At 49.0% G+C, this 7570-nt stretch carries 5 protein-coding genes and 7 tRNA genes; all 12 read left to right on the forward strand.

Translation table 11 applies throughout. The features are described 5' to 3' along the window. The first annotated feature begins 3 nt into the window (after nt 1-3). Nucleotides 4-76 (forward strand) — tRNA-Phe (locus LPA02S_RS09720). A 5-nt stretch (nt 77-81) separates the two neighbouring features. Further along, nucleotides 82-162 (forward strand) — tRNA-Tyr (locus LPA02S_RS09725). A 5-nt stretch (nt 163-167) separates the two neighbouring features. Continuing rightward, a tRNA-Trp gene (locus LPA02S_RS09730) sits at nt 168-238 on the forward strand. Nucleotides 239-251: 13 nt separating this feature from the next. Continuing rightward, a tRNA-His gene (locus LPA02S_RS09735) sits at nt 252-324 on the forward strand. Between the two features lie 9 nt (nt 325-333). After that, nucleotides 334-405: transfer RNA gene (locus tag LPA02S_RS09740), tRNA-Gln, on the forward strand. A gap of 23 nt (nt 406-428) precedes the next feature. Continuing rightward, nucleotides 429-499 (forward strand) — tRNA-Cys (locus LPA02S_RS09745). Between the two features lie 41 nt (nt 500-540). Next, nucleotides 541-625: transfer RNA gene (locus LPA02S_RS09750), tRNA-Leu, on the forward strand. 502 nt (nt 626-1127) lie between these two features. Next, the gene (locus LPA02S_RS09755) at nt 1128-2345 is read left to right on the forward strand and encodes a glycosyltransferase family 4 protein (RefSeq protein WP_054651730.1); all 1218 of its coding nucleotides are present in this window, start codon (nt 1128-1130) and stop codon (nt 2343-2345) included. After that, on the forward strand, nt 2338-3399 hold the full coding sequence (locus LPA02S_RS09760) for a glycosyltransferase family 4 protein (RefSeq protein WP_056956508.1): 1062 nt from the start codon (nt 2338-2340) through the stop codon (nt 3397-3399). The genes LPA02S_RS09755 and LPA02S_RS09760 overlap by 8 nt, the downstream gene beginning before the upstream one ends. Nucleotides 3400-3423: 24 nt before the next feature. Continuing rightward, nucleotides 3424-4461 carry a lysylphosphatidylglycerol synthase transmembrane domain-containing protein gene (locus LPA02S_RS09765; RefSeq protein ID WP_054651728.1) on the forward strand — a complete coding sequence of 346 codons (1038 nt, stop codon included), beginning with the start codon at nt 3424-3426 and terminating at the stop codon, nt 4459-4461. A 72-nt stretch (nt 4462-4533) separates the two neighbouring features. Continuing rightward, nucleotides 4534-4806: a YkuJ family protein gene (locus LPA02S_RS09770; RefSeq protein WP_056956507.1), complete on the forward strand. Its 273-nt coding sequence runs from the start codon at nt 4534-4536 to the stop codon at nt 4804-4806. Nucleotides 4807-4981: 175 nt separating this feature from the next. Continuing rightward, on the forward strand, nt 4982-7087 hold the full coding sequence (locus LPA02S_RS09775; protein WP_056956506.1) for an LTA synthase family protein: 2106 nt from the start codon (nt 4982-4984) through the stop codon (nt 7085-7087). Nucleotides 7088-7570 lie beyond the last annotated feature (483 nt).

The raw sequence follows: 7570 nt of genomic DNA on the forward strand, positions 1-7570 counted from the left end.
AATGGCTCGGTAGCTCAGTCGGTAGAGCAATGGATTGAAGCTCCATGTGTCGGCGGTTCGATTCCGTCCCGCGCCATTGATGGGGGATTAGCGAAGTGGCTAAACGCGACGGTCTGTAAAACCGTTCCTTCGGGTTCCTAGGTTCGAATCCTAGATCCCCCATATATAGGGATATAGTTCAATGGTAGAACAACGGTCTCCAAAACCGTCGATGTGGGTTCAACTCCTACTATCCCTGTGGTACCATTATGGCGGTATTGGTGAAGTGGTTAACACACTGGTTTGTGGATCCAGCACACGTGGGTTCGATTCCCACATACCGCCCTTTGTTTTTGGGGTATAGCCAAGCGGTAAGGCAACGGACTTTGACTCCGTCATGCGCTGGTTCGAATCCAGCTATCCCAATCCCCAGTTGGGGTACTTTTGATGGCGGTATAGCCAAGTGGTAAGGCAGAGGTCTGCAAAACCTTAATCGTCGGTTCGAATCCGATTACCGCCTTCCCAGCGGGCTTGCCGCGGGAAATTGAATATACCTGTTATGCCGGTGTGGCGGAATTGGTAGACGCGCTGGATTCAAAATCCAGTTCCTGTTGAGGGAGTATCGGTTCGACCCCGATCACCGGTAGTTTTGAGAGTTTGGTACCTCTAGTAAGCTCTCGTAAGGTCGTAGAAATGCTGATTTATTGGCATTTCTTTTTTTTTGCTCTCGTAAGTTCTCGGGAGTTTGGGGGTATCGAGGTGACCAAAGGTGACCAAGTGACCCAAATCACGCTTTTTGGGTCACCTCGTCCCCACATAACTCCTTGGGGCACCAGGGAAGGAGGGGCGTTCTCCATCCCCTGAACCGTGGCCCGCAGAATCTGGTTACCGATCAAGAGCTGGTACCATAGAGGTGTTGGTCAATATGCATTTAAATCTTGACGATAAGGTTGGTAGCCTAATCTGTTCTCCGTGCAGCCACGCAAAGAATATTTATTGCTAACTTCGGCCTTCAGACTGATGTGTGCAGTGCACTTCCTGCGTGATAATAATCTGTATACTTAGGTACGTGGTCGGGTAATGCGAATTGCACCCGTCGGCGGAAATCTTTATACTGACAATAAGCATTCAATTGAGGAGGGATTGGCGTGAATATTGGCATTTTTACCGATACATACTTTCCACAGGTTAGTGGTGTAGCAACGTCCATTAAAACCCTAAAAACTGATTTGGAACGTAAGGGCCACTCCGTGTATATCTTTACTACCACGGACCCCAAGGTACCGGAAGGAACCGAGGAACCGAATATATTTCGTTTTACTAGTGTACCCTTTGTGTCCTTTACTGACCGGCGCATTGCCGTTCGGGGGTTATTTCACGCCCTGCAGGTAGCAAAAAAGTTGCGCCTGGACATTGTGCACACGCAGACTGAGTTTGCCCTGGGGTACATCGGCAAGTTTGTAGCGCGTAACCTCAAAATACCCGTGGTGCACACTTACCATACAATGTACGAAGATTATTTACATTACGTAATGAACGGACACCTGTTGCGGCCGTACCATGTCAAACAGATTTCCCGCGCCTTTTTGCATAACGATTCTGGTGTAGTGGCGCCTAGTGCGCGTGTGCAGACCACGCTCGAGGGTTACGGTATTAGCGCTCCCATCCGGATTATTCCCACCGGGGTAGACATGTTGCAATACGATCACGCACCTAGTCGGGATATTCGCAGCGAATTGGGACTAAATGATGTCCCCGTGTTGGTGTCCGTTTCCCGCGTGGCTTACGAAAAGCGGATTGACCGGGTCATTGATGCCATGCCGCGTATTTTGCGTCAGCATCCCGACACTGTGTTGTTAGTGGTTGGGGACGGTCCGGCGCGCGAAAGTTTGGAAGAACAGGCCGAAACCTTGGAGTTGGGCGACAGCGTCCGTTTTCTCGGTGAAGTTAACCATGATGAGGTGGCAGACTATTATCACGCAGGGGATATCTTTGTGTCCGCGAGTGATTCTGAGGCGCAGGGGCTAACCTACATTGAGGCTATGGCTTCAGGTGTGAAGGTTCTAGCACTGCGGGGCGACTACACTAACGCGCTCCTGGATGACCCCGCAATCGGACGCACCTTCAAGAACCCGTCCGAGATGGCCGCACAGGTTGTGGATTACTTGGACTATCCCGAGCAGTACAGCAATGACGATGCGCGTAGTGCAAAGTTGCAGTCAGTTTCTGCTGACGAATTTGGTAACCGCATCTTGCAGTTTTACCAGGACGCAACGGTCTACTACCAGACCGCAATCGCGGGGCGGGAAAATCGTGGACCCATTCGGTTGCACCGGGTAAGACGGAGGAACAGTATTAATGATTAAGATCCATATGTTCAGTTCTGCCACTAAGGTTGCTGGTCAGGGCGTGGGTTCGGTGTATACCGAGCTCATATCACTGTTGCGACGCTACTTTCCTGATGACTTTGATATTCGCATTAACGACTATGGCCGTAGCGATATTAGTCATTACCACACCATTGACCCGCAGTTTTATGCGTCGACCTTCAGCAAGCGGCGGGGTCGCAAAATTGGTTACGTGCATTTTTTGCCCGATACCTTGGAGTCTAGCCTGACCCTACCACGCGTGGCGCAAAGCGTATTGAATAAGTATGTTATTTCTTTTTACAAGCGTATGGATCAAATTGTGGTAGTCAATCCCAATTTCATTCCTAAGCTAGCCCAGTATGGCATTAACCCAGATCACGTCGTATACATCCCCAACTTTGTCTCGCAACAAACCTTTCATGAGGACGATGCTGCGACTAAGGCTGATATCCGACAACGTTTGGGAATTGCTCCCGACGCATTTGTGGTCTTTGGGGCGGGGCAGGTGCAAGAGCGCAAAGGTGTTGACGATTTTCTCACGTTGGCGCGTCGCCACCCCGAACTGACGTTTATTTGGGCGGGGGGCTTTTCGTTCGGGAAAATCACGAATGGCTATAACCACCTCAAAGAGGCTGTGGATAACCCACCGGCAAACGTGACCTTTACCGGAATTATCCCGCGGCCAACCATGGTGGATTACTATAATGCGGCCGACCTATTTTTATTGCCCTCGTTTGAGGAGTTGTTCCCGATGGCGGTCCTAGAGGCATTCGCAACTGGTACACCAGTGATGGTGCGGGACCTGGAATTGTACGATCAAATTATTCGGCCGTACGCAATGCTGGCCAAAGATGTCGACGCCATGGATGAGCAAATCCAGCGAGTCGTTGATGACCGTAGCATCTGGCGGCACTATCAGGATTTGAGCCATGCGGCTGCGGCTGAATACTCCGAGGACCGGCTCGCGCGGACCTGGCACGATTTCTACACCGCGCAGGCGCAGTTAGCACCTCGACGCGGATTTGGTGCCCATCGTGATCAGCAAAGATAAGCGGATGCGCGGGAGGAACCAGCTGTGACTTCGAAGAATAAGCTTGTAGCAATTATTATGGTGATTGTGGGTATCGCCATTTTTGCCTGGGAAAGCCGTACATTGAATCCACACCAGGTTGTACGCCAACTGACACACCTGAATGTTTGGTGGTTGTTAGTTGCTGTCACTATGATGTTGGGCTCCTGGGTGATGGAGACGTTCGTTTTGCGGGTGTTGTTGCGGCACGAGGGGGAACAAAGTATGCCCTTTGGCCACGCGTTGCGCGTGCCGCTAGTAGAGCAGCTCTTTAACGCCATCACACCGTTTGCCGCCGGTGGGCAGCCCGCCCAACTGGTAGCAATGTTGCAAAGTGGCGTTGAGGGTGGCCGGGCCAGCTCGGTACTGCTCATGAAGTTTATTGTTTACCAGTTCATGGTGCTCATTAACTTTGTGTTCACTATCTTCGTCGCCTTCCGTACGGTTGCCATGCATTTTGGTGCGTTGGCCTTCCTGATTGCCTTTGGCATGATTATTCATGTCTCGGTGATCGTGGGTCTGTTACTGGTGATGTACTATTACCGCTTCACCCGCAAGTTACTGCATTGGGCAATGAAGCCGGTTGGTTGGTTCATCGGCCACGAACGACGGGACGTGAAAGAACTTGAGTTGGTAGCCAAAATTGATACGTTTTACGCCGAGAGTCTGCACCTCAAGCGCGCAAAGAAAAAGGTCTTCCGTGCAGCCATCTTGACCATGATACAACTGCTCATGTATTACAGCGTGCCGTACTTCGTTCTGCTGTCATTGCACGTTACGGACGTTGATATTATTGAGGTGATGGCCCTGCACGTCATGATTGTCATTATCACATCGATTTTTCCCATTCCTGGCGGTAGTGGGGGTGCGGAATACAGTTTTAAAACAATCTTTTCGATGTACATTGGCAACCCGGCAACAATGGTGCTGGCGATGCTACTGTGGCGGTTTTTAACCAATTATTTAGGGATGATTTGCGGGATTGGGGCAATCGCCGTTAGACCGCGGCAGAAACCGATGTCGACCGAAAAATTACTAAAGTGAGCGATATTTTGCCGCACTGATGGTCAATACGTGGTATGCTCATAACAGATAGAAGATAAGGGGGATACTCCCATGAAAGGTTCACAACTTGTTGCAATTATTAAGCGACTTGAGGCAATGCAAGAATCTGATTCGACCGAAACCCAAACGCGGCGTTTCGAGAAGAATGGCGATGAGCGGGGATTAGTGTCATATGACCCGCAAACAGAAACGTTCGAGCTAGAAGAGATGGCCACGCACCAGACCTTTAAGTTCGACAATATTGATTTAGTAGCGATGGAAATCTTTGACTTGCTCGATGACGGTACTGACCCCGAGGATGAGACACCATCAGCTGCCGAGTAAGTAAGTTACCATACTTTGGTACGCAAAGAGTCCACGGCGATTGCCGCGGCTTTTTTGTTTGTTTTGCTAAAAGGTTAATTTTATTGGGTAAAACTAGTAGATAAATATCAACGCGGTATAATATGCGTGTTGTAGTCATTTTTGACTACCATGAAGAACAATCTGGAGGTCCACTATGAAGGAATTAGGCGGCCGTATTCGTCGCGCCTTAAGCACTAGGATGGGATTCTTTATCCTGGCTGTCGCCCTGTTTTGGGCAAAGACGCTTTGGGCGTATAATACGAAATTCAACCTCGGTTCTACCGGTAGTTTTCAGCAACTGTTACTTGCACTGAATCCACTGCCGACCACCATCCTACTTTTTGGGGCGGCGTTATACATGACGGGGCGGAAGTCGTACGTCACGATGTTGCTAATTGACGGTATTACTACTACTTGGTTATTTGCAAACGTGTTGTATTACCGCGAGTTTTCCGACTTCATGACCTTTGCCCTAATCAAAGGCAGTAGCTCAGTGTCGAACAATCTGAGCACTGGTATTACTAACATTATTCGACCATCCGATTTCTTGGTGTTCCTCGATGTGGTGATTCTAATTGTCGTGCTGGCATTTAAAGTCATTAAGATCGATATGCGCCCCGTTAAGAAGCGCGTGGCGATGTTAATTTCGTTACTGGCGGTTTTACTGTTCGGTGCCAATCTCCAAATGGCGTATCATGATCGTTCTGGGTTGTTGACCCGCACCTTTGATAACAACTACATCGTTAAGTACTTGGGCTTAAACGTTTACACCGTGTATGACGGCGTCAAGACTGAGCAGAACAGTGCAGTGATGGATAAGGCCAAGGCCAGCGACCTAGATAGTGTTAAAAACTGGCTCAAGAAGAACCGAATGAGCGGTAATGTCTCGTACAAAGGTGTAGCCAAGGGGAAGAATGTCATTATCTTCCACTTGGAGAGTTTCCAGCAGTTTTTGATTGATTATAAGTCTGATGGCAAGTACGTCACCCCTAACCTGAATAAGATTTATCACGAGAGCGACACTCTTAGTTTCGATAACTTCTTTAACCAGGTTGGCCAAGGGAAAACGTCCGACGCCGAAATGATGCTGGAAAATTCTTTGTTCGGGACCTCTGAAGGGTCTGCGATGAGCCAGTACGGGACGAGTAACACATTCCAGGCGGCTCCCGCAATTTTGGCCCAGACACAGGGCTACACTACGGCAGCTTACCATGGGGATGTACCAAGTTACTGGAACCGTGAGAACACCTACAAGTCCTGGGGATACGACTACTACTTTAGCAAGTCGTACTATAAGGACAAGAAGAGTTACGAAATTGGCTACGGACTTAAGGACAAGATTTTCCTCAAGGAGTTGGTTCCGTGGATGGAACAGCTCCCACAGCCGTTCTATAGCAAAATCATTACCCTAACAAACCACTATCCGTACCCACTGGACAAGAAGAACGTGACAATCCCGAAGACCAAAACGGGGGATGACACCGTTGATGGGTACGTACAGACCGCGCATTACCTTGATCAGGCTGTGGGCGAGTTTATGAAGTACCTGAAGAAGTCTGGGTTGGATAAGAACACCATGGTAGTCTTCTATGGTGACCACTACGCAATTTCTGACAACCACAAGAAGGCAATTGCGCAGCTACTGGGCAAGAAGAGCGTTGACGACTTTGATATTACTCAGTTCCAGAAAGTGCCGTTGATGATTCACATGCCGGGCCTCAAGGGGGGCATTAACCATACCTATGGCGGTGAAATTGACGTACTGCCGACCGTTGAGAATCTCCTGGGTATTGATAGCTCCAAGTATATTCAACTGGGTACGGATCTGTTGGCCCCTAATCGGAATCAGACAGTCGCGTTCCGTGACGGCGACTTTGTCAGCCCGACGATTACCAAGGTCGGGAGTGCTTATTACGATACTCAGACGGGGAAGAAGATTACCAACCCAACTGAGAGCCAGAAGACTCAGGAACAGGACAGCCTGAACCGTACGACAACGATGCTTTCGCTGTCCGACCGAATTATTCAGGGTGACCTATTACGTTTCTATCACCCGGATGGCTTTACCAAAGTAGACAAGTCTAAGTACAACTACAAATTGAGTGCGGCCAAGACGTCACTCAAAAAGGCACAGGAAGATAAGAAGACCAGTGTCCTTTACGAAAACGGTAATAAATCGACCATCGATGACTATGTCACCGACGCTCCAGAATTGTCGACTAGTAGCAGTACTAGTTCCAGCAGTTCCAGCGATAACTAAATAAGCAACAGCATAATCCGCTCAGGAGTAATACCACTTAAGCAATGTGGTGTTGCTCCTGAGCTTTTTTTGCTGGCAAGCATTAAAGTTAGTGGGTGCCTGAAGCACGGTGGGCACCATTACGGCAGAACGTAGTAATGCAGTCCCTTCAGATGGGAGGTGATGAGGGGGATAGTTGCTCTTACGTATCAGGAGCAATGTATGTTGACGTGAAAGTGGGGGATGATGATTTGTTGAATGGCCAACGTCACCTAATTTCTACTGATAATGATTATGTCGGTGGTTAGCTGGGGTGCGAATTCAAAAGAATGTTTTTTAACGTCAGAACGGCAAAATACGCTTGACGGTAGCGGAACGCGCTGGTAAGATATTCTTTGTTGTCTGGCAGGGGTAACCGCCAAGTGCAAGGCCAAGGCCTTGTACGGGTGAGTGCTAACCACTTGCAAGAATAAATATTCAAAACAATGTGTTGACATTGCTTTT

The sequence above is a fragment of the Lacticaseibacillus pantheris DSM 15945 = JCM 12539 = NBRC 106106 genome (genome assembly GCF_001591865.1).
Lineage (GTDB): Bacteria > Bacillota > Bacilli > Lactobacillales > Lactobacillaceae > Lacticaseibacillus > Lacticaseibacillus pantheris.